General features: G+C 69.5%; 24 protein-coding genes, 1 tRNA gene and 1 rRNA gene. 15 read left to right on the top strand and 11 right to left on the bottom strand.

Features of this window, described 5'->3' with window-relative positions; translation table 11 throughout:
• Window positions 1-27: 27 nt before the first annotated feature.
• The 4 genes from ACO057_RS17090 to ACO057_RS17075 form a co-directional block, all read right to left on the bottom strand.
• Window positions 28-588, bottom strand: a complete 561-nt coding sequence (locus ACO057_RS17090) for a phosphonate degradation HD-domain oxygenase (RefSeq protein ID WP_421993812.1) — start codon at window positions 586-588, stop codon at window positions 28-30.
• 73 nt (window positions 589-661) lie between these two features.
• On the bottom strand, window positions 662-1258 hold the full coding sequence (locus ACO057_RS17085; protein ID WP_421993811.1) for a glutathione S-transferase C-terminal domain-containing protein: 597 nt from the start codon (window positions 1256-1258) through the stop codon (window positions 662-664).
• 71 nt (window positions 1259-1329) lie between these two features.
• Entirely contained in the window at window positions 1330-1815 is a 486-nt protein-coding gene (locus ACO057_RS17080) for a flavodoxin family protein (RefSeq protein WP_421993810.1), read from the bottom strand.
• Complete coding sequence (locus tag ACO057_RS17075; RefSeq protein ID WP_421993809.1) at window positions 1812-2495, bottom strand: GntR family transcriptional regulator; 684 nt, start codon at window positions 2493-2495, stop codon at window positions 1812-1814. The genes ACO057_RS17080 and ACO057_RS17075 overlap by 4 nt, the downstream gene beginning before the upstream one ends.
• Window positions 2496-2791: 296 nt before the next feature.
• Here ACO057_RS17075 and ACO057_RS17070 point away from each other — a divergent pair, with 296 nt between their 5' ends.
• The 10 genes from ACO057_RS17070 to ACO057_RS17025 all read left to right on the top strand — a co-directional run bounded on the left by ACO057_RS17070 (window position 2792) and on the right by ACO057_RS17025 (window position 9961).
• Entirely contained in the window at window positions 2792-4297 is a 1506-nt protein-coding gene (locus tag ACO057_RS17070) for a hypothetical protein (RefSeq protein WP_421993808.1), read from the top strand.
• A 46-nt stretch (window positions 4298-4343) separates the two neighbouring features.
• Window positions 4344-5075 (top strand): TenA family transcriptional regulator, encoded by a 732-nt coding sequence (locus ACO057_RS17065; protein WP_421993807.1) that lies wholly within the window; start codon window positions 4344-4346, stop codon window positions 5073-5075.
• A 7-nt stretch (window positions 5076-5082) separates the two neighbouring features.
• Window positions 5083-5403, top strand: a complete 321-nt coding sequence (locus ACO057_RS17060) for a 2Fe-2S iron-sulfur cluster-binding protein (protein ID WP_421993806.1) — start codon at window positions 5083-5085, stop codon at window positions 5401-5403.
• 10 nt (window positions 5404-5413) lie between these two features.
• On the top strand, window positions 5414-5725 hold the full coding sequence (locus tag ACO057_RS17055; RefSeq protein ID WP_421993805.1) for a hypothetical protein: 312 nt from the start codon (window positions 5414-5416) through the stop codon (window positions 5723-5725).
• Window positions 5722-6036 carry a 2Fe-2S iron-sulfur cluster-binding protein gene (locus ACO057_RS17050; protein WP_421993804.1) on the top strand — a complete coding sequence of 105 codons (315 nt, stop codon included), beginning with the start codon at window positions 5722-5724 and terminating at the stop codon, window positions 6034-6036. The genes ACO057_RS17055 and ACO057_RS17050 overlap by 4 nt, the downstream gene beginning before the upstream one ends.
• Window positions 6033-6509: a GlcG/HbpS family heme-binding protein gene (locus ACO057_RS17045; protein WP_421993803.1), complete on the top strand. Its 477-nt coding sequence runs from the start codon at window positions 6033-6035 to the stop codon at window positions 6507-6509. Before ACO057_RS17050 ends, ACO057_RS17045 begins: the two co-directional genes overlap by 4 nt.
• 163 nt (window positions 6510-6672) lie before the next feature.
• Window positions 6673-7446: an ABC transporter ATP-binding protein gene (locus tag ACO057_RS17040; RefSeq protein ID WP_421993802.1), complete on the top strand. Its 774-nt coding sequence runs from the start codon at window positions 6673-6675 to the stop codon at window positions 7444-7446.
• On the top strand, window positions 7436-8206 hold the full coding sequence (locus tag ACO057_RS17035; RefSeq protein ID WP_421993801.1) for an ABC transporter permease: 771 nt from the start codon (window positions 7436-7438) through the stop codon (window positions 8204-8206). Before ACO057_RS17040 ends, ACO057_RS17035 begins: the two co-directional genes overlap by 11 nt.
• A gap of 16 nt (window positions 8207-8222) precedes the next feature.
• A complete protein-coding gene (locus ACO057_RS17030) occupies window positions 8223-9188 on the top strand; it encodes an ABC transporter substrate-binding protein (RefSeq protein ID WP_421993800.1) in 966 nt (321 codons plus the stop codon).
• Complete coding sequence (locus ACO057_RS17025) at window positions 9188-9961, top strand: ABC transporter permease (RefSeq protein ID WP_421993799.1); 774 nt, start codon at window positions 9188-9190, stop codon at window positions 9959-9961. The genes ACO057_RS17030 and ACO057_RS17025 overlap by 1 nt, the downstream gene beginning before the upstream one ends.
• 108 nt (window positions 9962-10069) lie before the next feature.
• On the opposite strand, the gene ACO057_RS17020 is transcribed toward ACO057_RS17025, so the two are convergent.
• Window positions 10070-10891, bottom strand: coding sequence for an MBL fold metallo-hydrolase (locus ACO057_RS17020; RefSeq protein ID WP_421993798.1), 822 nt, complete (start codon window positions 10889-10891; stop codon window positions 10070-10072).
• Between the two features lie 221 nt (window positions 10892-11112).
• Between ACO057_RS17020 and ACO057_RS17015 the strand changes: the two genes are divergently transcribed.
• The 3 genes from ACO057_RS17015 to ACO057_RS17005 all read left to right on the top strand — a co-directional run bounded on the left by ACO057_RS17015 (window position 11113) and on the right by ACO057_RS17005 (window position 13808).
• Window positions 11113-12093 (top strand): Bug family tripartite tricarboxylate transporter substrate binding protein, encoded by a 981-nt coding sequence (locus tag ACO057_RS17015; protein ID WP_421993797.1) that lies wholly within the window; start codon window positions 11113-11115, stop codon window positions 12091-12093.
• A gap of 257 nt (window positions 12094-12350) precedes the next feature.
• On the top strand, window positions 12351-12713 hold the full coding sequence (locus ACO057_RS17010) for a transposase (protein ID WP_421993796.1): 363 nt from the start codon (window positions 12351-12353) through the stop codon (window positions 12711-12713).
• 123 nt (window positions 12714-12836) lie between these two features.
• Window positions 12837-13808, top strand: a complete 972-nt coding sequence (locus ACO057_RS17005; RefSeq protein ID WP_421993876.1) for an SMP-30/gluconolactonase/LRE family protein — start codon at window positions 12837-12839, stop codon at window positions 13806-13808.
• A gap of 2 nt (window positions 13809-13810) precedes the next feature.
• On the opposite strand, the gene ACO057_RS17000 is transcribed toward ACO057_RS17005, so the two are convergent.
• Entirely contained in the window at window positions 13811-15142 is a 1332-nt protein-coding gene (locus ACO057_RS17000) for an NAD(P)/FAD-dependent oxidoreductase (protein ID WP_421993795.1), read from the bottom strand.
• A 41-nt stretch (window positions 15143-15183) separates the two neighbouring features.
• Window positions 15184-16332: a citrate synthase family protein gene (locus ACO057_RS16995; RefSeq protein WP_421993794.1), complete on the bottom strand. Its 1149-nt coding sequence runs from the start codon at window positions 16330-16332 to the stop codon at window positions 15184-15186.
• A gap of 82 nt (window positions 16333-16414) precedes the next feature.
• Between ACO057_RS16995 and ACO057_RS16990 the strand changes: the two genes are divergently transcribed.
• Window positions 16415-17815 carry a CoA transferase gene (locus ACO057_RS16990; RefSeq protein WP_421993793.1) on the top strand — a complete coding sequence of 467 codons (1401 nt, stop codon included), beginning with the start codon at window positions 16415-16417 and terminating at the stop codon, window positions 17813-17815.
• Window positions 17816-17832: 17 nt separating this feature from the next.
• Here the strand turns inward: ACO057_RS16990 and ACO057_RS16985 are convergent, their stop codons facing one another.
• Together ACO057_RS16985 and ACO057_RS16980 are read right to left on the bottom strand one after the other, a co-directional pair.
• Window positions 17833-19428 carry an ABC transporter substrate-binding protein gene (locus ACO057_RS16985; protein WP_421993792.1) on the bottom strand — a complete coding sequence of 532 codons (1596 nt, stop codon included), beginning with the start codon at window positions 19426-19428 and terminating at the stop codon, window positions 17833-17835.
• A 159-nt stretch (window positions 19429-19587) separates the two neighbouring features.
• Complete coding sequence (locus ACO057_RS16980; RefSeq protein WP_421993791.1) at window positions 19588-19842, bottom strand: hypothetical protein; 255 nt, start codon at window positions 19840-19842, stop codon at window positions 19588-19590.
• A gap of 580 nt (window positions 19843-20422) precedes the next feature.
• On the opposite strand from ACO057_RS16980, the gene ACO057_RS16975 reads away from it, so the two are divergent.
• On the top strand, window positions 20423-22000 hold the full coding sequence (locus ACO057_RS16975; protein ID WP_421993790.1) for an ABC transporter substrate-binding protein: 1578 nt from the start codon (window positions 20423-20425) through the stop codon (window positions 21998-22000).
• A gap of 310 nt (window positions 22001-22310) precedes the next feature.
• Here the strand turns inward: ACO057_RS16975 and ACO057_RS16970 are convergent.
• Window positions 22311-22387 (bottom strand) — tRNA-Met (locus ACO057_RS16970).
• A 61-nt stretch (window positions 22388-22448) separates the two neighbouring features.
• Window positions 22449-22552: ribosomal RNA gene (gene rrf, locus ACO057_RS16965) — 5S ribosomal RNA — on the bottom strand; the annotation flags it as partial.

Below are 22552 nucleotides of genomic sequence, written 5' to 3'. Positions count from 1 at the left end.
CGATCTAGGATCAGGACGCCCGGGAGTTCATTCCACGGCGGGAAGGATCACCCGCTCCACATATTGCATGAAGTGCGAGGCCGGCGGCGTCTGCAGCCCCTTCACCTTGGCCTGCTCGTCGAAGCGGCGCAGTTGCACGGCCTCGCGATATTGCGGCACCGCCTCGAATTCCGCGATCTCCTCGGGCGACATGGGGCCGCCCTGGAGGCTCAGGCTCACGATCGAATCCTTCGAGAGCTTGGCGAAGTAATCCGGCTCCACCGCGCAAAGATAGCGCTTGGCGGCGACGTGCAGCCGCACCGGCTCCGTCACGTCGGGGCCGAACATCGAGGTGAGGAATTCGTGGCCGAGTTCCTCATGCTTGTCGTCCACGCCATTCTCGGCGGCATTGTCGCCGAGATCGTGGACCATGTGGCCGATATCGTGCAGCAGCGCGGCCGCGATCAGCGTCTCGGGGCATCCCTGCTTCTCCGCCAGCGCCGCCGCCTGGAGGGCGTGCTGGCGCTGGTTGATCTCGGCAAGCCCATACTGGCCATCGGCCTTGAGCTCGATGAGCTCGGCAATGTGCGCGAGGCGCGGGTCGGTCATCGGCGGCATCCCTGTCTGGATGCCCGAAATTAGCGGCCGACCCGCACTTGTACAATCATCTAGATGATGACGATCAGGCGACAGGCATGGTCTTCGCCAGCGGCGGCAGGGCGATGACCTTCGCGTACCAGGCTTCCAGCTTCGGACGACCGGCGCGCCAGGGCTCGTTCTGATAGCGGAAGTCCAGATAGCCGAGCGCGCAGGCCACCGTGATGTCGCCGATCGTGGCGAGCTGGCCGAGCTTGTCGGCCTCGGCCTCCAGCAGATCGAGCGCGCGCTCCACCTTGCCGCGCTGGGTCGCGATATATTCCTTGCGGCCGTCATCCTGCGGCAGCGCGATCTCGCGGCGGCGAGGCTGGCTCGCATCCATGATGCCATCGCCGAGCGCCTGGAGCTGCAGCGCCTTCCAGCGCGCGGGCCCGGCGGCGGGGAAGAGCTTCGGCGCGCCGCCGATGCTGTCGAGATACTCGCAGATCACGGGACTGTCGAAGAGGGCGACGCCCTCGGGCGTGACGAGAGTCGGGATCTTGCCGAGCGGGTTGAGCGCGGCCAGAGCGGGGTCCACCGTCTTCAGGCCGAGGTCGGAAAGCTGCCCGTCGATGCCGCGGATGATGGCGCAGGCCATGGCCTTGCGGACATAGGGGCTGGCGCCGGAGAAAGAGAGCTTCATGGGGACGTTTCCGTGTTCTGTTGGCCGCGGAACTCTCCCCGCCCCCGCCGCATCCGGCAAGACGGCGCGCGTCAGAAGATGCCGAGGGAGAGGCCCGCCGCCATCGCCGCGCCAAGCTCGCGACAGGGGGCGAGCTGTGTCGGCGACAGATGCTTGGGCGCGAGGATCGCCTCGGGCGTCTGCGCTCCCGTCAGGATGAGGACCGGCTCGGCCACCTCGCGCAGCCGCCAGCCGGTGGCGATGCGGCGCATCTGGCGGATCGCGCCTTGCCCGTCCGTGCCCGCGCAGACCATCAGCGCGAAAGGCCGGCCCTGGACGCGGTCGAGCAGCGGGTAATAGCACCGGTCGAACAGATCCTTCATCGGCCCCGAAAGCGCGGCGAGGTTTTCGGGCGCGGCGAAGAGGTAGCCCTCGGCGGCCAGCAGGTCGTCCGGGCCGGCTGCCTCTGCCCGCAGGAGGCGGGTTCGCGCCTCCGGCTCCGCCGCCTCGAACGCGGCCTGGGCCATCGCGGCCGTGCCGCCCGTGCGCGAGTGGTAGAGGATCAGCAGCCGCGTCATGCGACGGCGGGAATCTCGGCCGTCATCCGCGCCCGCGCCGCGCGGCGCACATGCCGCGCAGCGAGCAACGCGGCCAGCTCCTCGTCGCCCTCGGCGACGGCGGTGAGGATCATGGCGTGCTCGCGCCAGTCCATGCCCGCGCGCTCGACGCTGTTGCGGCGGAAGACCATCTCGGTACGCTCGCGCAGCGGCCGCATGAGTTCCTGAAGCGCCTGGTTCGCGCCGGCCGCCGCCAGCAGCTCGTGGAAGCTGATATTGAGCGCGGCGAGCTCGGCCGGGGAGCCCCGGGCCGCCAGGGCATCGCCCTCCAGGAGCAGTTCCTGGATGCGCGCGACCTTGCGCGGATCGCGGCGGCGGGCGGCAAGGCGCGCGGTCAGCCCCTCCAGCACGGCGCGCACCTCGATGAGGTCCTGGGCATCTTCCGGCGAAAGGGCGGCGACCTGCGCGCCGCGGCCGCCGTCCACCGGTTCGGCGAGGCCCTCCGTGATGAGCTGCTTGATCGCCTCGCGGATGGGCACGCGCGACATGCCGAGATCCGCCGAGAGGCGCTCCTCCACCAGCCGCTCGCCGGACTGCAGGCGGCCAGAGACGATCGCCTCGCGCAGCGCCTTGAGCGCGCGCTGGCCGAGCGAGGGGCGCCGGGGGGCGCTGGTGGGATCCGTTGCGGGTTTAGGCGCCATATCCAAACTCATCTCCTCGCCGACCACCGATAGGCCGGCTTTGCCGCCGGCCCAAGAGCGGGGATCTATCGACTCACTTGTATACAAACAGACTTCGATCTCCATGCGATAGCCTGCGCATTGTGCCGCACCGCACAAGATATAAGCCGATCAGCCCTCCGTTTTGCGTGCTCAGGATGCATTTCGTGTCAAATCGGCCACTATTTCCGATCAACCGGAAAAATCTCGCTTTGCCGCGGATCATTATCGTATACGGAATTATCCGGGAACCATCCAAACCCGGAAGGTAAGAACGCATGACCTCCATCGGAGCTGTTCACTACGTCTACCTGCTTGGCGTCGCCGCAATCATCCTCTCGATGATCCTGCGGGCGAATGTCGTCGTGCCTGCCATCCTCGCGACCTTCGCCGTGGCACTCACCTTTTCTGGCAGCCTGATCGGCGCGACCATCTCCATCTTCAACGGCTCGCTCGTCGCGGCGAAGGAGCTGTTCAGCATCTTCCTCGTCATCGCCCTGATGACCTCGCTGCTGAACGCACTGCGCGCGCTGGGCGCCGACCAGCGCATGGTCCAGCCCTTCCGCCGCGTCATGACGAACGGGCATGTCGCCTTCTTCGTCCTCGCCGCGATGACCTATGTCATCTCGCTCTTCTTCTGGCCGACGCCCGCCGTGCCGCTGGTCGCCGCCACGCTGCTGCCCGCCGCCATCGTCGCCGGCCTGCCCGCGCTGGGCGCCGCGGTGGCCATCGCCATCGCGGGCCAGGGCATGGCGCTCTCCTCCGACTATGTCATCCGCGTCGCCCCCGGCATCAGCGCCCGCGCCGCCGGCATTCCCGAACTGGCGGGCGTGGTCGCGGACAAGGCGCTCGTCCTCTCGCTCGTCACCGGCGCCGTGGCGCTGACGCTGGGCTATCTCTCCATCCGCAGGAGCATCGCGCGGCCCAGCGAACGGCATCTCGTCGCCTGGCAGTCCGGCGCCACGCTGGGCGAAAGCCTCGCCGAGCAGCGCGAGGAGATCGCGCCCAATATCGGCTCCTTCGACAAGTCCGTCATCGCGCTCCAGGCCGCCGAGGAGGGCACGAAGGCACCGGCCTCGTCCTGGACCAACCGGATGGCCATCCTCACGCCGATCGTCTTCGGCGCGCTCATCCTCTTCATGCTCGCGCCCAAGGTCATCCCCGGCCTCACCGAGCTGAAGGGCGGCGACGCCGCGGCGCTGGTGGGCGGCACGGCCGCGCTGCTCATGCTGGTCGCGACCTTCGCCGCCGATGGCCCCAAGGCCATGCACAGCTCGGCCGACCACATCATCGACGGCCTGGTCTTCTCCTTCCGCGCGATGGGCACGGTGCTGCCGATCGCGGGCTTCTTCTTCCTGGGCGCGGCGGAATTCTCCGGCGCCATTCTCGGCCTGCCTTCCGCCACCCGCGGGCCGGACCTGCTCTTCGAGGTGATCCGCGCCATGGAGCACCTCATCCCCCACAGCCCGACGGTCGTGGCCTTCGCCGTGATGATCGTGGGCATGATCACCGGCATCGACGGCTCGGGCTTCGCGGGCCTGCCGCTGACCGGCGCGCTGGCCGGCGCGCTCGGCCCCGTGGCCGGCATCGAGCCGACGACGCTCGCGGCCGTCGGCCAGATGGGCGCGGTCTGGACGGGCGGCGGCACGCTGATCGCCTGGTCCTCACTCATCGCGGTGGCCGGCTTCGCGCGCGTGCCGGTGCTCGACGCCGTGCGCATCCTGTTTCTGCCGGTGGTCGCGGGCCTGGTGGCCTCGACCATCGTGGCGGTGGTCCTGTGGTGACGCCGCTTTCCCCACCCCCAACCCCTGGCCCCCAAGGAGGTCCGTCATGACTGCGCTCATGAATCACGACGAGTTCCGCACCGCGCTCGAGAACGCCATCAAGGGCAAGAGCGCGAACAAGTCGCCCTTCAGCATCGCCTGGGCTAGCGGCAAGCTGAGCCGCGACCATCTCTCGCGCTGGGCCGAGAACCACTACAATTACGTCGGCCCCTTCGCCGACTACCTCGGCTACGTCTATGGCCGCATGCCGGCCGAATTCCAGGAGGCGAAGGACTTCCTGCTCGCCAATATGTACGAGGAGGAAATCGGCGGCGATCGGCACACCGATCTGCTGATCCGCTTCGCCGAGGCCTGCGGCACGACGAGCGCGCGCGTGAAGAACCCGGACAACATGTCGCCCACGACGCGCGCCCTGCAAAGCTGGTGCTACTGCGTAGCGATGCGCGAGGATCCTATCGTTGCAGTGGCCGGACTCGTGGTTGGGCTGGAGAGCCAGGTGCCCTCCATCTATCGCCGCCAGACGCCGACGCTGCGCGAGAAATACGGCTTCACCGACGAGGAGGTGGAGTTCTTCGACCTGCACATCGTCTCGGACGAAATCCATGGCGAGCGCGGCTATCAGATCGTGCTGGAGCACGCGAACACGGTGGAGCTGCAGCAGCGCTGCCTGAAGATCTGCGAGGTCGGCGCCGAGATGCGGCTGCTCTACACCACCGCGCTCTACCGCGACTACGTGCAGCACGAGCTGCCGCTCACCGACCTCGACATGGCGGCCTGAGCCGCGCATGCCGCAGGTCACCTTCCGCAAGGGGGAAGAGGCGTTTTCGGAGGAGGTCCTGGACAACACCAATCTCGTTGTCCGGGCCGGCATCAAGAAATTCCCCTGGCCCCATCTGCGCTACGGCTGCGGCATGGGCAAATGCGGCAAGTGCAGCTGCCGCGTGCTCGACGGGGCGGAGAACCTCGCCGAGCCGAACTGGAAGGAACAGAAGGTGCTGGGCGAGAAGCTGGCCGAGGGCCTGCGTCTCGCCTGCCAGCTCTGGATCCACCACGACATCACCGTGACCCAGGACGGGGTGCCGATACCCGGCCCCGCGAAACCCTGAGAGGTTCGCCATGTACGTCATCCTCACCAGCAAGCCCGGCCAGTTCCGGACCGAGGTCACCGATGGCCTCGTGCCCGTCGAGGCTTATGACTACGTCTTCCACGGCCGCTCCCGCGCGCAATTCGTCATCGCCGAGCTGACGCAGGCCATGAAGGTGACTGTGGTGGACGAGGCCTTCCCGCCGGTCGTGAACCGCGTGCCGTCCAAGTTCCTGCCAAGCTTCGAGACGGCGGAGGCGGCGCGCGCGGAGCTCAACCATCTCACGCAATATGGCAGCGTCCGCGCGGCGCTGGAGAAGGCGCCGCTGCCGGTCGTCGCATGATGCAGATCACCTTCATCACCAACGGCAACAAGACGGTCGAGGCGCCGGAGAACAGCAACCTGCTGCGCGTCTCCCTGCGCGAGAAGGGTGGCATTCCCTTCAAATGCGGCGGGGGGCTCTGCGGCACCTGCAAGTGCCGCATCGAGCAGGGGCGCGAGTACGCCGACGCCATCAAGCCCAAGGAGCGCAAGCACCTGACCGAGGATCAATTCGCCGAAGGCTGGCGCATGGCCTGCCAGACCTTCGTGGCCGGCGATGTCGCCGTCTCCTGGCCCCCTCCCCCGCCCAAGCCCGGAAGCACCGCCCCATGAAACCCGCCTGGAAACTCGAACAGCGCGAGGCGCGCGCGATGGTGGAGGCCGCCACCGCCAAGGCCCGCGAGATCGGCGTCGCGCAGACGGTCTGCATCGTCGATGACGGCGGCCATCCGCTGCTCATCGAGCGCATGGACGGCGCGCGCGTAACCGGCCCGCAGATCGCCTGGAACAAGGCCTTCACCGCCGCCGGGCACAAGCGTTCGACGCATCTGTTCAACACGGCGCCCAACGGGCCGGCCTTGCCCGGCAACGAGGCCTTCGGCATCCAGTGGAGCTTCGAGGGCCGCTTCGCCGTCTTCGTCGGGGGCTTTCCCATCGTGCTGGACGGCGCGGTGATCGGCGGCATCGGCCTGTCGGGCGGCAATGGCGAGCAGGACACGGCCTGCGGCGTCGCAGGCCTCCAGGCCCTGGCGGATCTGCTGGCCGGGCGCCATCAGGTAACCGTCGCGGCGGACATCAAGCTTTAGCGAGGAGCGAGGCTTCCACCACCATCCCGGGATCTCCCGTTTCGGAGGCGAGGTGACGGCGCGTCGGCATCGAGAGTATTTTGGGCTCTTCTGATCCGGAGGAATCGGGCACAAGACCCTGAGCCACCCGAGATGCGATACGGCGGCTGTCACAGGTGGGTCTATGGATTTCCTCGAGCTTGAGGCTGTCACCAAGGAGTTCCCAAACCCCTCGGGCCCGCCGGCCCGGGTGATGGACCGCGTCTCCTTCTCGGTCCGCGAGGGGGAGTTCATGGCGGTGCTCGGCCCCTCGGGCTGCGGCAAGTCCACCTTGCTCCAGATGGCCGCCGGCCTGCTGCCGCCCACCTCCGGCGAGGTGCGCATCGCCGGCCGCCGGATCGACGGCCCGCCGCCCGAGGCGGTCTACGTCTTCCAGCAATACACCCGCTCGCTGCTGCCCTGGCGCAATGTGCGCGACAACGTGGCCTTCGCCGTCGAGCACCGCATCGGCCGCCGCCGCGCGCGCGATGCGGCCGAGACGCAGCTCGGCCAGGTCGGCCTTTCGGGCTTCGGCGATCACTTTCCCTGGCAGCTCTCGGGCGGCATGCAGCAGCGCGTCGCCATCGCCCGCGCGCTGGCCGCCGAGCCCGCCATGCTGCTCATGGACGAACCCTTCAGCGCGGTGGACGCCCTCACCCGGCTCGACCTCCAGGCGCTGATCCTCGACATCTGGACCCGGCGCAGGCTGACCGTGCTGCTCGTCACGCATGACGTGGAGGAGGCCATCACTCTGGCCGACCGCATCGCCATGCTGACCCACCGCCCCGCCACCCTCGCCGGGATGGTGGAGGTCGGCCTGCCGCGCCCGCGCGACCCCATCACCACGCGCGAATTGCCGCGCTTCCTGGAGCTGCGGCACCAGCTCCTGGGCCAGCTGCTGCACCGCCATGCTGTCTAGGCGCGTGCTGGGCTGGCTGCCGGGCTTCGCCGTCCTGGCGCTGATGCTCGTCGGCCTCGAGACCGCGGTGGAGGCCGGCTGGATTCGCCGCGCGCTGATGCCGCCGCCGAGCGCGATCGGCCTCGCGCTCTGGGACCTGCTGGAATCCGGCGAGTTCGCCGCCCCCCTGCTTGCCACGCTGCGGCTGGTCTTCACCGGCTTCGCCATCGGCAGCGTCCTGGGCGTCGCGGGCGGGATCGCCATGGGCTGGTTCCCCCGCGTCTTCCGCCTGCTGGAGCCGCTGGTCGAGCTGACACGCCCCATCCCCAAGGCGGCGCTGGTGCCAGCGCTGATGCTCTTCCTGGGCATCGGCGACACCATGAAGATCACCTCCGTCTCGCTCGCCGTGCTCTTCCCTGTACTGGTGAACACCTTGCAGGGCGTGCGGGGGACGGACCGCGTGATGCTCGATGCCGCGCGCACCCATGGCTGGGGAACGGCGCATACGCTCTGGCACCTCGTGCTGCCCTCGGCGCTGCCCTTCATCCTGGCGGGCATGCGGATCAGCCTCGGCCTCGCTCTCGTGCTGGCCGTGCTGGCGGAGATGCTGTCGGGCCAGGGAGGTCTGGGCTTCCTCATCCTCGACATGCAGCGCAGCTTTCTCATCCGCCAGTTGTACGCCTGGCTGATCATCCTCGCCGTGCTTGGCCTGGCGCTGAACGGCCTTTTCCTTCTTGCCGAACGCCGGGCGCTGCATTGGCAGCCGGCCAACAGAAAATGAAGATCGGAGAATCTCCATGAATCCGCTCACCCGCCGCTCTTCCCTGGCCCTCGCCGCCCTGCCCCTCGCCGCGCCGCCGCTGATCGGCCAGACGCTGACGAAGCTGCGCGTCAGCGTGATCCCCGTGCTCGACGTGGCGCCGCTGCACGCCGCCATCCGCGAGGGCTATTTCGCCGCCGAGGGGCTGGAGATCGACACCTCCACCACCGCCGGCGGCGCGACGGGCTTGCCGGGGCTGGTGGCCGGGCAGTTCCGCCTGGTCTTCTCCAACACGGTCTCCATCCTGCTCGGCATCCGCGAGGGGCTGGACTTCCGCTTCGTCGCCGGCGCCGCGGCCGGAACGGCGAGCCCGCCCGACATCTTCGGCATCCTGACGCGCAAGGGCACCGGCATCGCCACGGGCAAGGATCTGGAGGGCAAGCGCATCGCCTCCAACACGCGCAACAACATCGTCTGGCTGCGCGGCATGGCCTGGGTCGAGAAGACCGGCGGCGACTGGCGCAAGGTGAACACCGTCGAGGTCCCCTTCCCGCAGATGGCCGACGCCCTGGCCGGCGGGCAGGTCGACGCCGCCATCTTCAGCGAGCCCTTCGTCACCGGCGCGCTCGCCTCGCATGGCGATCGCCTGGAACGCATCGGCTGGCCCATCCACGACACCGCGCCCGGCTCCACCGTCGCGCAATATGTCGCGATGAAGGAGGATGTGGAGCGCAATGGCGAGGTCTTCGAACGCTTCGCGCGCGCGCTGTTCAAGGGCGTCGACTGGGTGAGCGCGCGGCGGGGCGATCCGGCGTTGCTCGACCTCATCGCCGCCTTCAGCCGCGTGCCGATCGAGCGGCTGCGCCAGGTGGCGCTGCCGGCCTATCCCAAGGCCGTGACCGTCGCCGAGGTGCAGGAGGTCATCGCCACCATGGCGCGCTTCGGCATGGGTGGGCGCTTCCCCGCGCCGGCCTCGCTCATCTTCCGGACCGCCAACGCCTGATGAAGGAGGCCGGTCGTCTGTCCTCGGGGCTGTGGCTGATCCTGGGCCTGTTGCTGCTGTGGGAGGTCTCGGCGCGGGGCGACTGGATGAACACGCCGAACTGGCCGCCGCTCAGCACCGTGCTGGTGGCGTTGGTTCGTGACGCGTTCAGCGGCGAATTGCCTGTGCTGGTCGGCGGCACGCTGTGGCGGATGTTCGCGGGATTGCTGGCGGGCGGCGCGGCGGGGGTGGCGGTGGGGCTGGTCTTCGCCACCATCCCCCTCACGGCGCGGCTCTTCGGCCTGACGGTGGAGCTGATCCGCCCCATCCCGATCCCGGCGGTGATCCCGCCGCTCGTGCTCTTCCTCGGCCTCGACAACACGATGAAGGTGACGGTCGTGGCGCTGACCGTCTTCTTCCCCGTGCTGACCAACACCATCCAGGGCGTGCGCGCGGTGGAGGCCGATGCCGTCGCGATGGGCCGCACCTTCGGCATCGGCGCCTGGCGCCGCGCGATCCATATCGTCCTGCCGGCCTGCCTGCCCTATATCCTCGCAGGCTTCCGCGTGGCGCTGGCGCTTGCGCTGGTCGTCACCGTCGTGGCCGAGATGATCGCGGGCGAGCAGGGCGTGGGCCACTATCTGGTGCTCATGCAATTCGCCGGCCGCGCGCCGGAGATGTACGCGACCGTCATCGTGCTGGCAGTCCTGGGCTATGCGCTGAACCGCGGCTTCCTGGCCTTCGAGCGCCGCGCCATCCACTGGTACTTCGCCCTCGGCCGGGCGGCCGACTAGAGCCTTCTTCGTTCGCAAGGGCTCACTTCGAAGTCTTTAGCTCTTTGTTTTTTCGAGCATCACCCGACCAGACGATTCTGTCTGATCGGGTGATGCTCTAACGGGTCGCTACTCCAGCGCGCCGCGTCCCAGCCAGTCGATATGGCGCGCGACCGAGGCGTCGAGCGCCTGGCGCGCGTCTCGCGAAATCACACGGTCCCAGAAGGCGCCGTAGATCGCATCGAAGGCGAAGGGCGAGACGCTCGCCGCCACGCGCCGCACCGCGGCCGCGCCGAGCGGGATGAAGTTCGGATAGGAGCGCATGAAGCCCAGGAACCTCGAATCCGCCGTGACCTGCAGGATGTCGCCGGTCAGCAGCGCGCCCTTGCCCTCCGGCCCTGCCTGCTCCCAATGGAGCACCGTGCCGCCGGCATAATGCCCGCCCGCGCGGATGAGCGTGATGCCGGGCAGGATCTCCTTCGTCTCGCTGTCCCAGAACGCCACGCACGCATCGGGCCGCATCACCCATTGGCGGTCGGCGGCGTGGAGATGGATGGGCGCATCGCCGAAGCGGCAGCTCCATTCGACCATCGTCGTGTAGTAATGCGGGTGCGAGATCGCGATGGCGGCGATGCCGCCCAGCGCCTGGATGATCTCGACCATCGCATCGTCGATCAGCGTCACGCAGTCCCAGAGCACATTGCCGGCGGGCGTGCGCAACAGCAGCGCGCGCTGGCCGATGCCAAAGGACGGCGCCGTACCAATGCCGAGCACGCCCGCCTCATGCCGGAAGGTTGCCGCGAAGGTTCGGCGCATCGCATCGAGCGTGGTCCAGCGCTGGCCGGCGGCGGGGACGTATTGCCGCTCGTCGTCGCAGATCAGGCAGCTCGGCGGCGGCGCTTCCGTCTCCGCGTGCTGGGTTCCACAGGTCACGCAGATGTAGTTCGCCATCAGCCTCGCCATTCTCTCAGCGCCACGCCGTCAGCAGGGTAGGACGAATTCATCGGGGGACAAGGTCACGGCACTGAGCATCCGGCTGCCCAATTTCGCGCCCGCGGATGGGCGCGGATGCGCCATGCGGGGGGCAAGACGCGCCGTTTCTTCATAAACGCCGTTCGCCATCCCGCCTGGACCGTGCTTGCCTAGCCGCAACAGGCTGCAGGGAACACAAGATGCAAAGGCGATCTCTCCTGGGCGCGGCCGCCGCGCTGCCGGCGCTCGACCATCGCGCGATGGCCCAGGGCTCCGCCATCGCGGGCTGGCCCAGCCGTCCCGTCCGCATCCTCGTCGGCTTTCCCCCTGGTGGCCTTCCCGACGTCTATGCACGCCTCCTCTCCGACCGCCTGAGCGCGATGCTCGCCCAACCGGTCATCGTGGAGAACCGGCCCGGCGGCGGCGGTACGCTGGCCAACGAGCAGCTCGCCCGCACGGAGGACGGCCACACCTTCATGTCCACCTCCATTTCCATGACGGCGGGCGCCGCGCTGCGCGCCGGCCAGATCGGTTACGACGTGCTGCGCGACATCGCGCCGGTCTCGCTGATCTCGGTCGTGGCCAATGGCGTGCTGGTGCATCCGAGCGTGCCGGCGCGGACCATCGAGGAGTTCGTGGCTCTGGCGAAGGCTCAGCCCGGCCGCGTCACCTGTGCCTCGCCCGGCAACGGCACCTCGGGCCATGTCACGCAGGAGTACTTCAAGCTGCGCACCGGCACCGACATGGTGCACGTCCCCTACCGCGGCAGCGGCCCGCTGCTGCCGGACTTTTTGGGCGGGCAGGTGCAGTCCGTGATCGACAACATCCCCGTCTACATGCCGCATGTGCGCGAGGGGCGGCTGCGGCTGCTCGCCGTAACGACGCCGCAGCGCTGGCCGAGCGAGCCGGCGGTGCCGACGCTGGCCGAGACCATGGCGCCGGGCTTCGACGTACGGGCTTGGTTCGGGGTGGTGGCGCCGGTGCGGACGCCGGGACCGGTGCTGGAGGCGATGAACCGGCTGGTGGTCGCGGCGCTGAACGAGCCGGGGGTGGCTCGGCGTGTCCGGGAGGGTGGGGCAGAGCCTGCGCCGACGTCGCGGGCGGAGTTTGGGCAGTTCATGCGGGAGGATATGGAGCGGTGGACGGAAGTGGTGCGGGTTTCCGGCGCGAAGGCCGATTAGGGTGGAACCGGGAGGCGCCGCCTCCCGGCCCCCTGCGGTCAGTGGGCGACGGGCAGGACCCATGAAACGAACAAAAAAGCCGGATGACGACTTCGAGGCCAGGACGGACCTCCATCAGCCGGTCCGCCGCTTGCCGGTGTCCGATCACGTCGTCGGGGCGGTTATCTCCGCAGGGCGCCTCAGACATCAGTCGGTCCTCATCTCGCCTTCTTCGTCGGTCTCCTCGACGTAATCAAACCCGGCTCGCCATTCATCGTATGCGACTCGCCCATGCCGCGCTCTGGGAGCGCCTGCTGATCGGCCTGTCCCTCGCGCCGAAGCAGCACCCGCTCCGCCGCCTCGAAGAGCTGATCTGCCGCGCCATCCGCCTCCGCGGCCTGCGCCTCATCGTCCTGATCCGCCGCCTCAACCTCAAGCGCGCCCTGCCGGGGCCGCCCTGGATGTGTCCTGATCCGGATTTGTCCGAAAAGGTCTTCGCCCTGCCATTGCCGCAGCGGAATCCGCGCCCGCACCGGCTGCGGAAGGCCGCCATCGAGTACCTCCGCACCATCCGGGGGCTGCTTGCCCTCGCCGCCGGCCGCCGCTCCATCCCGCGTGCCCTGAAACCGTCCTGGCCATGAGGCTGGCGCGCCATGAACTCCGTGTTAGCGTCGTTGCGGCCGCTCGGCGGCCCGACAAGAAAAACTCGGAGGGACCCCCAGATGGACGCCAATCGCCGCGGTCTGCTCTCGGCCGCAGGGGCCATGCTCGCTTTGCCCAGCCTCCTCTCCACAGCCCGGAGCCAGAACGTGGAACGCTACCCCGATCCTGCGGTGCAGGTGCTCGACCCATCCTTCAACCGCTACCGCCTGCTGCTCGCCGCCGTCGAGCAGCTCTATACCGGCGCGCGCTGGAGCGAGGGGCCCGCCTGGTTCGGCGACCATCGCTGCCTCATCTGGTCGGACATCCCCAACAACCGGATGCTCCGCTGGTCGGAGGAGACGGGCGGCGTGGACGTATTCCGCGGCCCCTCCAACAACGCCAACGGCAATACGCGCGACCGGCAGGGCCGCCTCGTCACCTGCGAGCATCTGACGCGGCGCGTCACGCGCACGGAATATGACGGCAGCATCACCGTGCTGGCCGACCGCTTCGACGGCAAGCGCCTGAACAGCCCGAACGACGTGGTGGTGAAGTCCGATGGCAGCATCTGGTTCACCGATCCGCCCTTCGGCATCCTCGGCTTCTACGAGGGCGAGATGGCCCAGCCGGAACTACCCACCAACATCTACCGCATCGACGGGCAGACGGGCGCGATCACCGTCGCCACGGGCGAGATCGGCCGGCCGAACGGCCTGGCCTTTTCGCCGGACGAGACGAAGCTCTACGTGGTGGAGGCGGCGGCCACGCCGCGCGTGATCCGCGTCCTCGACGTGGACGGGTCGGGGCGCCTCTCCAACAACCGCATCTTCATCCAATGCAAGGACGGCGAGACGCCGGACGGCTTCCGCGTGGATGTGGACGGCAATCTCTGGTGCGGCTGGGGAATGGGCACGCCGGAGTTCGACGGCGTGCGCATCTTCAACAAGGACGCCGCGCCGATCGGCCATATCCGCCTGCCGGAACGCTGCGCCAACCTCGCCTTCGGCGGCCGGCACCGCAACCGGCTATTCATGGCGGCGAGCAAGTCGCTCTACGCGCTCTACGTGAACACGCAGGGCGCGCCGGGCGGCTGAGGTCAGATCATGCCCGGCACGGTCAGGTCCGTGCCGTCGACCAGGCGTTCGTAGCGGAAGGGGGACGGGTCGATGCTCGGCGTCGCGCCCGTCGCCAGGTCGGCAGCCAGCTTGCCCGCCGAGGGCCCCGTGCCGAAGCCGTGGCCGGAGAACCCGGCGGCCACCGTCAGGCCGGGGATCTTCGCCATCCGCGCGATGACCGGAATGCCGTCCGGCGTCCAGTCGATCGCGCCGCCCCAGCTCTGCGCCACGCGGATCTGGCCCTTGAGGGCGGGGTAGGTCTCGCCCATCGCCACCAGCGCCTCGTCGATCAGCGATTGCTGCGGGGCGGGGTCGAGCATGCGGATGCGCTCGAAGGGCGAGACGGAATCCAGCGACCAGCGCGCCATGGATTCCGGCCCGTTGAAGAAGGAGCCGCCAAGGCGGATCGCCAGCTTGTCGCGGCGCGCCAGGAACATCGGCCAGAACTGCCTTGCGTAGCGAATGCCCTGCGGCGCGAGATCCAGCCGGCCGCGCCCGCTGAGCCCGATCGTATAGCCGCCGTCGATCCGCCGCCTCAGGGTGAAGGCGGGGGTGGAGAGCCCGCCCGTCACGAATTCCGGCAGCGGCTCCGTGCGGAAGGAGGTGGAGCGGATGCTCGCCTGGGGCAGCGAGACGCCGTGATGGCGCAGGAACATCGACGCCCAGGCCCCGCCGGCCAGCAGCACCGCCTGCGTGCGGATGGTGCCGTGCTCCGTCACGACGCCGCTGACGCGCCCGGCCGCCATCTCCAGCCCCCGCGCCGCGCAGTTCTCGACGATGGCCGCGCCCAGGCGCATGGCCGCGCGCGCGATGGCCGGCGCGGCGAGCGTGGGTTCCGCCTTGCCGTCGGTCGGCGAATGCACGCCCCCGATCCAGCCATCGGCCGTGCCGGTCGCCATGGCGCGCGCCTCGGCCGCGCTCAGCATGCGCGTGTCCACGCCGAAGGGCTTCGCAGACTTGCCCCAGGCCTCCCAGGTCGCGAGGGTGGCGGGGTCCTTGGTGACGTAGATCAGGCCCTTGCGCTGGAAGCCGAGATCCTCATTGGTCTCGGCCGAGAGCGCCTCCCACATGGCAAGGCTCTCGATGGCCATCGGCAGCTCGCGCGGATCGCGATTCTGCTGGCGCACCCAGCCCCAGTTGCGGCTGGACTGCTCGCCGCCGACCACGCCCTTTTCGACCAGCGCCACCGAATGCCCCGCCTTCACGGCGGAGAGCGCCGCGAAGACGCCGACGATGCCGCCGCCGATGATCACGAGATCCGCCTGGGTGGGGGGCTTGGGGGTGCTGGCGATGGGATCGGCGAGAAGCGGCACGCTAAATTTCCCTGACGATTCGTTCGTGATGATGGATCGGCTCAGCCGGGCGGAACAGGGCCCGCATAGACGGCGCGCGGTCGGATCAACTGGCCGTGGATACGCTGTTCCAGCGCATGGGCGATCCAGCCCATGGTGCGTCCCAGCGCGAAGAGCCCGAAGGCCGCGCCCTCAGGAAGGCGCAGCGCCCGCCGCAGCGCGACCAGCGCGAAATCGACGGAAGGATCTTCCCCGGTCAGAGCATGCACGGCCTCGATCAGGCCCCGCGCCTGTGGCAGCGCCGGCAGCAAGCGCGGCAGCAGGACCTGGGCGCGGATGTCGCCTCGCGGATAGAGCGGGTGGCCGAAGCCTGGGATGGTTTCGCCGGAGGTCAGGCGGCGGCGTAGCAGCGGCGTCGGATCGACAGCATCGAGGCTGTTCCACAGGGCCTCCAGCCGCGCCGTCGCGCCGCCATGGCGGCCGCCCGTGAGCGCCGCGAGGCCGCCGATCACCGCCGCCCGCAGGCTGGCGCCGGTGGAGGCGACGCAGCGGGCCGTGAAGCTTGAGGCATTGAGCTCGTGATCGGCGCAGAGGATCAGCGTCATGCGGATCAGCTCCGCGCCCTCGGCATCCAACTTCCAGGCCCGGGCGATCTGGCGGTGCAACGGGCCGGCGCCGGGAGACTGGCCCAGAACGGCGCCCAGCATCGCGCCGAGCAGCGCGCCGCAGCCCTCCGCCAGACGACGCGGATCCTTCTGCCAGAGCGCGGTCGCGTCGTCCTGCGTCGCCAGGGTGAAACGGGTGAGCAGCACCCCCTCGAGCGGGCCAGCGGGGCCGGCGGCAGGGGCTGACAAGGTGTTGGCCACGGGCATGCCCCAGAGGAGCGCGGCCACCTCCTCCACCGTCGCGTCCCGCGCCAGTCCCGTCGCATCCTGGCCGCGATAGAAGAGCTGCCCGTCGCGGATCAGCGTAATCGCCGATTCCAGAACGGGGGTCCCCCAGTCGAGCGTGGCCTTCGCCACCTCCCTCGGTCTGCGACCGCGCCGGCGCTCGAGGGCCAGGCGCTCCACGGCTTCGGTTGCATAGCCGCTGCGGCGCGACCCCTCGCCGCCATGGGCGCGCAGCAGCCCGCGGCTCACATAGGAATAGAGCGTCTGGCGCGAGACGCCGAGGCGGCGGGCGGCCTCCTCGGCGGTAAGGTAGCTGGACATGCGGCAGGTCGATTCAATGAATCAAGATTGACGATATGAACCGATGGGCGTGCCCTGGCCAAGCCAAAAGGGAGCGCAGCACATGGACCAGGTCACGCAGCAGGATACCGGCACGGATGCCGCCTTCCTCCAGGACATCTGGACCGGGATCGGCGGGGATCGCGCGCATCTCGCCAAGGTGCGCTTCATCGGCCACGGCGGGCTGAAATCGGTCTTCGGCACCACGCCCCTCGCGGCGGGGTCGGTCGCGGCGACCGGGCTTGCGGCGGCGGAGCTGGTGGCCGCACGCACGGGCGCGATGCCCGAGGTGGTGGTGGATCGCCGCCACGCCTCCTTCTGGTTCGGCTGGTCGCTGCATCCCCAGGGCTGGCCGCTGCCGGCGAGCTGGGACGCCGTGGCCGGCGACTACGCCACGCGCGACGGCTGGATCAAGCTGCACACCAATGCCCCGCATCATCGCGCGGCCGCGCTCGCCGTGCTCGGCGCGCCGGCCGAGAAGGCCGCCGTGGCCCGCGCCGTCGCCACCTGGTCGGCCGATGAGCTGGAGGCCGCGATCGTGGCGGCCGGCGGCTGCGCGGCGGCGATGCGCCCGATGGCCGCCTGGGCCGCCCATCCCCAGGGCCGCGCCGTGGCGCAGGAGCCGATGCTCTGGGTTGAGCCGACCGGCCCCGCGCCGCGGCGCGACTGGCCCTTCGATCCGGCGCGTCCGCTGTCCGGGCTGCGCGTTCTGGACCTAACCCGCGTTCTCGCCGGCCCCGTCGCCACGCGCTTCCTGGCGCTGCTGGGCGCGGAGGTGCTGCGGATCGACCCGCCCGACTGGGAGGAGCCCGGCGTCATCCCCGAGGTCACGCTCGGCAAGCGCTGCGCCCGGCTCGACCTGCGCAAACCCGAGGACAAGGAGCGCCTGGCCGGGCTGTTCCGCGACGCGGATGTCTTCCTCAACGGCTATCGCCCGGACGCGCTGGAGCGGCTCGGCTTCGGCACGCAGGCCCGCCACGCCCTGCGTCCCGGCCTCGTGGATGTCCGCCTCGACGCCTATGGCTGGACCGGCCCCTGGAGCGGCCGGCGCGGCTTCGACAGCCTGGTGCAGATGAGCAGCGGCATCGCCGAGGAGGGCATGCGCCGCACGGGCGCGGACAAGCCCACGCCCCTTCCCGTCCAGGCGCTGGACCACGCCACCGGCTATATCCTCGCCGCCGCCGCGCTGCGCGGCCTCACGCGGCGGTTCACGGAGGGATCGGGCTCGGCCTCGCGCACCTCGCTGGCCCGCACGGCGGCTCTGCTCGTGTCACGCCCCGGCACCCCGGAGGTGCCGATGGCGCCCGCCGGCGAGGCCGATTTCTCCGAGGGGATCGAGACCACCAGCTGGGGCCCCGCGCGACGCGTCCGCCCGCCGCTGACCATCGCCGGGCTGGACATCGGCACCGGGATCGCGGCCGGGAGCCTGGGCACTTCCGAGCCGGCATGGGCGCATCGCGGCTGAGAACGACGCGCGCGGCTTCACGGCGCCGGGCTCGCGGAGGTGGCCAGCGTCTGCTCGTCCGCGCGCGCTTCGTAGCGAAGGCCGCGCCGCAGCGCCCAGGCGTTGCGCAACAGGAAGAGCGGCACGATGCCGACCTCGTCCGTCTCCAGCTTCACCGCCTGGCGCAGCAGCGCCTCGCGTTCGCCATCGTCGATGGTGGTGATCGCGCGCTCGGTCAGCGCGTCGAGCCGCGGGCTGCTGAAGCGGCTGAAATTCGGCGAGCCCCAGCCCCGCTCGCGGTCATAGGTGCCGACGACATTGCGCAGCAGATAGGAGGCCTCGCCCGTCGAGCTGCCCCAGCCGCCCAGGCGGAAGCCGAATTCCTGCCGCGGCCCGCGCGACACGTAGCTCGCCCAGGGCAATGCCTCGATCTCGGTGCGCACGCCGATGCGCGTCCAGAACTGCGCCACGGCCTGCGAGGTGGAAAGGTCGCCGGGATAGCGGTCGTTGGGCGTGCTGAGCGTGACGCGGAAGCCCTGCGGATAGCCCGCCTCCGCCAGCAGACGCCGCGCCTCGGCGGGATCGAAGGCGGGCACGCCCACTTCGGGGTTGTGGGAATAGCTGCCCTCCGGCAGCCATTGCCCCGTCGGGATGGCGGCGCCGTGCATGATGCGCTCGGCCAGAGCGCGGCGGTCGATGGCGTGGGAGAGCGCGCGGCGGACGCGTACATCCTGGAAGGGGTTGCTCGGCAGCCGCTGGCCGTTGTTGTCCGTGACGCCCGGCACGTCGCCGCCCTGCCGGGAGAAGTCGGGCTGCAGATAGATCAGCCGCACGCCGGTCGTCTCGGCGATGGTCAGCCGGGGTTCGCGCCGCAGCCGCGGCAGGTCGGCGCCGGGCACCTGGTCGATCAGATCCACATCGCCCGCAAGAACGGCAGCGCTGCGCGAACCGTCATTGGGAAGGAAGCGGAAGTTCACGCGCGCCCAGGGCTGGGCAGGGCCCCACCAGGCCGCGTTGCGCTCGACGACCGCGCCCTCGCCGGGGCGATAGCTGACGAAGCGATAGGGACCGGTTCCGATGGAGGCGCGGCCGCTGTTGTAATCGGAGGGATTCGCGCCGGTGCCCGCATGGCGCGAGATGATCTGCACCGAGGCGAGGTCGTTGGGCATCAGCGGATGCGGCTGTGCCGAATGGAGGCGGATGGTGCGCGCATCCACCACCTCCACCCGCGTGATGGGCCGCACCGCGCCGCCGAAGCCGCCCGGGCTGCCCTGGACATTCGGCACGCGGCCGATGGTGAAGGCGATGTCGTCGGCCGTCAGCGGCTGGCCGTCATGCCAGGCGACGTTGGGCCGCAGGCGGAACTCCCAGACCGTCGGCTCCACGGCCGTCCAGCTCTCGGCGAGGCCCGGAATCAGGCGGGCCTGGGCATCGCGGCGCACCAGCGTGTCGAAGACATGCGCCGTAAGCGCGAAGTTCGAGGTCGTGTTGGAGAAATGCGGATCGGCCGAATTCACCGGGCTGGCGAGGCCGATGGTGAGCGTCTGCGACAGCGCGCCGACCGGTGCGAAGGCGACCAGGATCGCGGCCAGCCGCGCGGTGTGACGGCGCGCGGGCGACAAGGCATGAGACATGAAATGTGACCTTGATGGCCCCGCAGAAGCGGGGAGAACGATGAGGAAAGAGGCCGCGCGAGCGGCTCAGAGCGGCGCGAGCCCTGCCAGGGACCGGCCGGAGCCGCGCCGAGGCACAGCCCTCACCCGGCCGCCGCGCGCAGGGCCAGGGTCTCGGGCTCAGACCTCATGGGAGGCTCCTTGCGGCGTGCGCGGCGCGGCCCATCCGGCGACGGACTGCCAGGGCGCGGTGGTGGGATGGTTGCGGCGAAGATAGCCGCGCGCGGCGCGCTCGACGTCCTGGACGCTCGGGAAATTCGCGCGGTCGAGTTCCTCGAGCCGCCGATCGACGGCGACCAGGAACCAGCCGGAATCGCCGAGCGCCGCGACGGCGATGAGCTGGCCGTCCACGGTGATGGGATGGGAAAGACGCATGTGATCCTCCAGCGCCGCGCGCGGCGGCGTTCGGATGCTTTCAGTATGGATGGAGAGGAAGGGCGGCTCAGCCGCGGCGACAGCGCGGACAGGGCATTCCGTGCGTGGTCGGCATCATCCGGGCGCAGGAGCGGCCGAGGCGGGGCATGTCCTTGTCCCTGTCAGTTCCAGGCGGCGCGGAAAGCGCGGCGCCGCATCATCACGCCTCCGATCCGATGATTTGTCAACACGCATCAATCATTTTTTATAGTGTTTTTTGAATTCAACAAATTTATTTCCAATCCGCCTCACGGCATGGTCCACGGATGGCGCGCCAGACCATTCCGTTAAGGTTGAACCTTCCCGATCTCTATTGAAAATAAGGCACTTTCCCTAAGCCCTCCGCCGCGCTGCTCCGCGAATGGCCTGCTCAGCCGGAGATTGCCTGGCCGCGCCCGAGCCGCCATTCAACCATTAATTACGACATTTTATATATATCACTTTTTATAATTGTCGTTTAAGGCGCGTCGGATGCATCGCTCGGTCGGCGCCGGCTCCATCGGCGAACAGGCCTCCCCTCACCTTCCTGTGGAGAATCATCATGAACAGGCGACAGTTCCTGGCCGCTCCGGCCGCCACGCTCCTGGCCGGCCCGGCGCTCGGGCAGAACGCACGCAGCAAGACCCTGCGCTTCGTCCCGCAGGCCAATCTCAGCTCGCTCGACCCGATCTGGACCTCGGCCCATATCGCCCGCAACCACGGCTACCTCGTCTACGACACGCTCTATGCGATGGACCGCGGTTACCAGATGCATCCGCAGATGGCCGCGGGACACAGCATCGAGGACGACGGCCTCCGCTGGATCATCACCCTGCGCGAGGGCCTCGCCTTCCATGACGGCGAACCCGTGCGGGCCCGCGACGCGGTCGCCTCCATCCGGCGCTGGGCGCAGCGCGTCGCCTTCGGCCAGAAGCTGATGAGCGTGACGGAGGAGCTCTCCGCCCTCGACGACCGGCGGATCCAGTTCCGCCTGAAGAAGCCCTTCCCGCTGCTGCCGAACGCGCTCGGCCTCGCCGGCCAGCCGCCCTTCATCATGCCCGAGCGCATCGCCCGGACCGATGCCTTCCGGCAGATCACCGATCCCACCGGCTCGGGCCCCTTCCGCTTCAAGCCCGATGAATACATCTCCGGCGACCGCGCGATCTACGAGCGCAACGCCGCCTATGTCCCGCGCCCGGACGGCACGCCGAGCTTCGTGGCCGGCCCCAAGCGCGCCCTTCTCGACCGGATCGAATGGCGCATCATCACCGATGCCGGCACGGCCTCGGCGGCGTTGCAGGCCGGCGAGATCGACTGGTTCGAGCAGCCGGCCTTCGAGCTGACGCAGCTCTTCGCCCGCAACCGCAACATCCGCGTCTCGGCCCTGGATTCCGCCGGCACCAACGGCTTCCTCCGGCTGAACCATCTCCATGCGCCCTTCGACGACAAGCGCGCGCGCCAGGCGGTTCTGCGGGCGACGAAGCAGGAGGACTTCCTGATCGCCGATTTCGGGACGGACCCCGCCTTCTGGCGCACCGGCACCGGCGTCTTCACACCCGGCGGGCCCATGGCCAATGACGCCGGGCTGGAATGGGTGAGCGGCCCGCAGGACATCGCGCGCTCCCAGGCGCTGCTGCGCGAGGCCGGTAGGGCCGGCGCGCTGGCGCGCCTGCTGGGCGCGACCGACATCCCCTCCATCGCGGCCCGCGGCCCCGTCGCCGCCGACCTGCTGCAACGCCTGGGCTTCGAGCTCGACTTCAGCGAGTCCGACTGGGGCACGCTGCTGCAGCGGCGCAACAGCCGCGAACCGCTCGACAAGGGGGGCTGGTCGGCCATCTTCAGCGGCTTCACGGCCTATGACTTCGCCGACCCCGCCTCGCATCCGCTGCTGCGCGGCAATGGGCTCGACGGATATCTCGGCTGGCCGACCATCCCGCAGCTCGAGACCCTGCGCGAGCAGTGGTTCGACGCGCCCGACGAGGCCAGCCGCAAGGCCATCGCGCGCGACATCCAGCGCGTGGCGCTGGAGGAGGTCTGCTACATTCCGACGGGCACGGGTCTTTCCCGCACGGCCCTGCGCGCGGATCTGCAGGACCGCCTCGAGGGCTTCCCGGTGTTCTGGAACCTCCGCCGCGGCTGAAGCCGGCGACAGATCGCGCCGGCCGCGCCGCCCCGGACCTCGGCGAGCGCGATCGCGCTCGCCGCCAGGAGCAACGCCAGGACGAGGGCTCCGGCCGCGTCAGACCGTCGCATCGCCAACCCCCAGCAGGGCCAGGACCTCGCGGCGCTTCTCCACCATCTGCGGGTCGACGGCGGCAAGGCGCCCCGGATCGAGCTGATCGGTCACCTGACGTCGCTGCTGCGCGCGGCTGGTGTGGAGGGTCTTCCGGAGCCCATGAACGCGAAAAACCCCACCGGCGGTGCCGGTGGGGTTTTGAGTTCGTTCAAAGTGGATGCGGGGACAGGATTTGAACCTGTGACCTTCAGGTTATGAGCCTGACGAGCTACCGGGCTGCTCCACCCCGCGGGGGTGTCTGTGCGGGGTTAAGGGTCCCCGTGATGTGGGATGTTTGACTTTCGGTTGGGTGGCCTGGCGCTGACCGACTCTCCCGCCGCTTGAGCGGCAGTACCATAGGCGCAGGAGTGTTTCACGGCCGAGTTCGGGATGGGATCGGGTGTTTCAACTCCGCGA

It is taken from the genome of Roseococcus sp., from assembly GCF_965227005.1.
Taxonomy (GTDB): domain Bacteria; phylum Pseudomonadota; class Alphaproteobacteria; order Acetobacterales; family Acetobacteraceae; genus Roseococcus.
The sequence above is the reverse complement of the archived record's forward strand: the minus strand, read 5'-3'. Positions and strand labels throughout refer to the sequence as shown.

What these genes read in the sequence shown, in the direction of transcription:
- ACO057_RS17055 (WP_421993805.1), top strand. Translation starts at nt 5,414, where the DNA reads ATGTACGTCATCCTCACCAGCAAGCCCGGCCAGTTCCGGACCGAGGTC.
- ACO057_RS17065 (WP_421993807.1), top strand. Translation starts at nt 4,344, where the DNA reads ATGACTGCGCTCATGAATCACGACGAGTTCCGCACCGCGCTCGAGAAC.
- ACO057_RS17015 (WP_421993797.1), top strand. Translation starts at nt 11,113, where the DNA reads ATGCAAAGGCGATCTCTCCTGGGCGCGGCCGCCGCGCTGCCGGCGCTC.
- ACO057_RS17075 (WP_421993809.1), bottom strand. Translation starts at nt 2,495, where the DNA reads ATGGCGCCTAAACCCGCAACGGATCCCACCAGCGCCCCCCGGCGCCCC.
- ACO057_RS17035 (WP_421993801.1), top strand. Translation starts at nt 7,436, where the DNA reads ATGCTGTCTAGGCGCGTGCTGGGCTGGCTGCCGGGCTTCGCCGTCCTG.
- ACO057_RS17020 (WP_421993798.1), bottom strand. Translation starts at nt 10,891, where the DNA reads ATGGCGAACTACATCTGCGTGACCTGTGGAACCCAGCACGCGGAGACG.
- ACO057_RS17060 (WP_421993806.1), top strand. Translation starts at nt 5,083, where the DNA reads ATGCCGCAGGTCACCTTCCGCAAGGGGGAAGAGGCGTTTTCGGAGGAG.
- ACO057_RS17025 (WP_421993799.1), top strand. Translation starts at nt 9,188, where the DNA reads ATGAAGGAGGCCGGTCGTCTGTCCTCGGGGCTGTGGCTGATCCTGGGC.
- ACO057_RS17090 (WP_421993812.1), bottom strand. Translation starts at nt 588, where the DNA reads ATGACCGACCCGCGCCTCGCGCACATTGCCGAGCTCATCGAGCTCAAG.
- ACO057_RS17080 (WP_421993810.1), bottom strand. Translation starts at nt 1,815, where the DNA reads ATGACGCGGCTGCTGATCCTCTACCACTCGCGCACGGGCGGCACGGCC.
- ACO057_RS17050 (WP_421993804.1), top strand. Translation starts at nt 5,722, where the DNA reads ATGATGCAGATCACCTTCATCACCAACGGCAACAAGACGGTCGAGGCG.
- ACO057_RS17010 (WP_421993796.1), top strand. Translation starts at nt 12,351, where the DNA reads ATGCGACTCGCCCATGCCGCGCTCTGGGAGCGCCTGCTGATCGGCCTG.
- ACO057_RS17045 (WP_421993803.1), top strand. Translation starts at nt 6,033, where the DNA reads ATGAAACCCGCCTGGAAACTCGAACAGCGCGAGGCGCGCGCGATGGTG.
- ACO057_RS17030 (WP_421993800.1), top strand. Translation starts at nt 8,223, where the DNA reads ATGAATCCGCTCACCCGCCGCTCTTCCCTGGCCCTCGCCGCCCTGCCC.
- ACO057_RS16990 (WP_421993793.1), top strand. Translation starts at nt 16,415, where the DNA reads ATGGACCAGGTCACGCAGCAGGATACCGGCACGGATGCCGCCTTCCTC.
- ACO057_RS16975 (WP_421993790.1), top strand. Translation starts at nt 20,423, where the DNA reads ATGAACAGGCGACAGTTCCTGGCCGCTCCGGCCGCCACGCTCCTGGCC.
- ACO057_RS16980 (WP_421993791.1), bottom strand. Translation starts at nt 19,842, where the DNA reads ATGCGTCTTTCCCATCCCATCACCGTGGACGGCCAGCTCATCGCCGTC.
- ACO057_RS17085 (WP_421993811.1), bottom strand. Translation starts at nt 1,258, where the DNA reads ATGAAGCTCTCTTTCTCCGGCGCCAGCCCCTATGTCCGCAAGGCCATG.
- ACO057_RS17070 (WP_421993808.1), top strand. Translation starts at nt 2,792, where the DNA reads ATGACCTCCATCGGAGCTGTTCACTACGTCTACCTGCTTGGCGTCGCC.
- ACO057_RS16985 (WP_421993792.1), bottom strand. Translation starts at nt 19,428, where the DNA reads ATGTCTCATGCCTTGTCGCCCGCGCGCCGTCACACCGCGCGGCTGGCC.
- ACO057_RS17040 (WP_421993802.1), top strand. Translation starts at nt 6,673, where the DNA reads ATGGATTTCCTCGAGCTTGAGGCTGTCACCAAGGAGTTCCCAAACCCC.
- ACO057_RS17005 (WP_421993876.1), top strand. Translation starts at nt 12,837, where the DNA reads ATGCTCGCTTTGCCCAGCCTCCTCTCCACAGCCCGGAGCCAGAACGTG.
- ACO057_RS16995 (WP_421993794.1), bottom strand. Translation starts at nt 16,332, where the DNA reads ATGTCCAGCTACCTTACCGCCGAGGAGGCCGCCCGCCGCCTCGGCGTC.